We start from the raw sequence: 2,582 nt of genomic DNA, 5'->3' as shown, positions 1-2,582 counted from the left end.
GAGATTCAGGGGGCCAGTCTAGAACTCTATGCCACCAGTCAGAATGCCGGTTTTATTCAGCCGGGGCAGCGTGTTGCACTTCGGTTCGCCGCATTCCCCTATCAGAAGTTTGGCGTTCAGTACGGGACTATCCGAGAGATAAGCCGTACAACGCTGACCCCTTCGGATTTACTCTCCGTATCCCCTGTGACCTGGAAAGAGAATGAAGGGCACTACCGCGTCATCGTCGAACCTGAGAATACCTTCATTCTGGCTTATGGAAAACAGGAACCCCTGCGCCCCGGCATGACCCTTGAGGGGGATGTCAGCCTGGATACCCGCCATTTGTGGGAGTGGCTGACCGAGCCACTCTGGAGCCTGAAAGGAAAACTGTAATGGATACCCTTAAATGGACCGGGAGAAAACAGCTCCCCCTCATCCGGCAGACAGAGTCTGCGGAATGTGGTCTGGCATGTCTGGTCATGATGGCCTGCTGGCATGGTCTGCAGACAGATTTACCCACCCTGCGCGAACGTTTCAGTATCAGCACACAGGGGATGACCCTGCAGAGGCTGATAGAGTGTGCAGCCGGTATCCGGTTGTCCTCCCGGGCCGTCCGGCTGGAGCCGGAAGACCTGAAATCCCTTTCTCTCCCGTGCATTCTCCACTGGAACATGAACCATTTCGTCGTGCTTTATAAAGTTCGCGGGAGCAGGCTGGTTATCCACGACCCGGACAAAGGGAAGATAACGCTCTCCCTGCAGGATGCAGGAAAACATTTCACCGGTGTCGCGCTGGAGTTGACGCCGGCCAGTGATTTTACCGCCCGGGATGAAAGAAAAAAAATTCGCCTGCGCCAACTGACAGGCAGGACACCCGGGCTGCTGGCCGCGATGTCGCGCATCATCATTTTTGCCCTGGCGCTGGAAATCCTGACGCTGAGTAGTCCACTTCTCAACCAGCTGGTAATTGATGAAGTGCTGGTTGCCGCCGATCGAAGTCTCCTGACCGTTATAATCATTGCCCTGCTGCTGCTGTCAATGACCCAGATGCTGCTGTCGCTGGCACGCCAGTGGGCCAGTATAACTCTGTCCGTCAATTTTAACATGCAGTGGACAGCCCGGGTTTTCCATCATCTGGTGCGTCTCCCGCTGGGCTGGTTTGATGCGCGCAGTAAGGGAAGTATCAATGCCCGTTTTGAGGCCGTGGATACCATCCAGGAGGCGCTGACCACGCAGGTACTGGAAGGTATTCTGGACGTGTTGCTCGTGATAACTGCGCTCTGTATGATGCTGCTGTACAGTCCGGAAATGACGCTGATAGCCGTACTGGCAGCCATTATCTACGGTGTGCTGAGGGCGTTGTGGTATCCGTCCCTTCGACAGTCGGCAGAAGATGCCTGGGACGCAGGTGCCAGGGAGTCCGGGCATTTTCTTGAAACCCTCAACGGTATTCTGAGCCTGAGAATTAACGGCGTGACAGCGCACCGTGAGGCCGCCTGGCTGAACCTCAACATTGTTCGCAGGAATACGCAGCTGCGACAGAGCCGTCAGCTGATGTGCTATGACATTGCACACACCCTGACCGGCAGCGTGGTATCAGCGATTATTTTGTGGAAAGGTGCCGGGGAAGTACTGAACGGTACCTTCACCGTCGGCATGCTGGTTGCTTATTTGTCCTACCAGATGCGTTTTTCATCCAGTATCAGCAGCCTGACCGATAAGTATTTTTCCTGGCGTATGCTTGATATCTACAACGAACGCCTGGCTGACATTGTGCTGACCCCGACAGAAGACTATCAGCAACAACCCGCTCAGGAAGACAATGATACTTCTGTCTTCCCGTCCGTATTCCGGGGGGATGTGGCCGACGGTGCCCGTGTTCCTTTATCCCTTGAGCATATAACCTTCAGCCACAAGGGAGGGAATAAACCGATACTCCGCGGGGTGTCGCTGACACTCCATCCTGGCGAGGTGATGGCCATTACCGGTCAATCCGGATGCGGGAAATCGACACTGGTGAAGCTTATCCTGGGGATCCACATCCCGGATGAGGGAACAATCAGGGCATTTGGCATACCGCATACCCACCCGGATTATTTTCAGGTACGTCAGCGAATCGGTACCGTACTGCAGGATGACCATCTTTTCAGGGGCTCCATTGCAGATAACATCATTTTTTTCAGTGGAGACCGCAATCATGAACGAATGATCCAGTGCGCCAGACTGGCACTTATCGACAGCGATATCATGTCTATGCCGATGGGGTATCAGACGCTGATTGGTGAAACCGGTGGAGGGCTTTCCGGAGGGCAAAAACAACGCATTCTGCTGGCCAGGGCTTTGTACAAGAAACCGGGATTTTTATTACTGGATGAAGCGACCAGCCATCTTGATGTTGAAAGTGAAATTCAGATAAGCCAGACACTACGTCAGCTGGGGCTTCCTGTCCTGCTGATAGCCCATCGCCCGGAAACCATAGCCTCTGCAGACCGGGTTCTGTATCTGGCAGACGGCTGCTTTATGGAGCTGAGGCACAAGCGCACCATTGATGATGGGCTGAACAAAAATTAACCTTAACGAATGGAAGGGACTTCCCCTGAT

At 54.0% G+C, this 2,582-nt stretch carries 1 protein-coding gene and 1 pseudogene; both read left to right on the top strand.

Annotation, left to right across the window (positions count from 1 at the left end; genetic code table 11):
- Positions 1 to 375: pseudogene (locus FDW95_RS20560) on the top strand (HlyD family secretion protein); the annotation flags it as partial.
- Positions 375 to 2,552, top strand: coding sequence for a peptidase domain-containing ABC transporter (locus tag FDW95_RS20555; protein ID WP_001567324.1), 2,178 nt, complete (start codon positions 375 to 377; stop codon positions 2,550 to 2,552). The pseudogene FDW95_RS20560 and the gene FDW95_RS20555, both read left to right, overlap by 1 nt.
- Positions 2,553 to 2,582: the final 30 nt, after the last annotated feature.

The sequence above is a fragment of the Citrobacter sp. wls718 genome, assembly GCF_005280945.1.
Lineage (GTDB): Bacteria > Pseudomonadota > Gammaproteobacteria > Enterobacterales > Enterobacteriaceae > Citrobacter > Citrobacter gillenii.
Note: the sequence above shows the minus strand (reverse complement) of the source record. Positions and strands in the feature narration are given on the sequence as shown.

Bases quoted from the DNA above. Each gene is read 5' to 3' on its own strand.
- FDW95_RS20555 (WP_001567324.1), top strand. From the start codon at position 375: ATGGATACCCTTAAATGGACCGGGAGAAAACAGCTCCCCCTCATCCGG.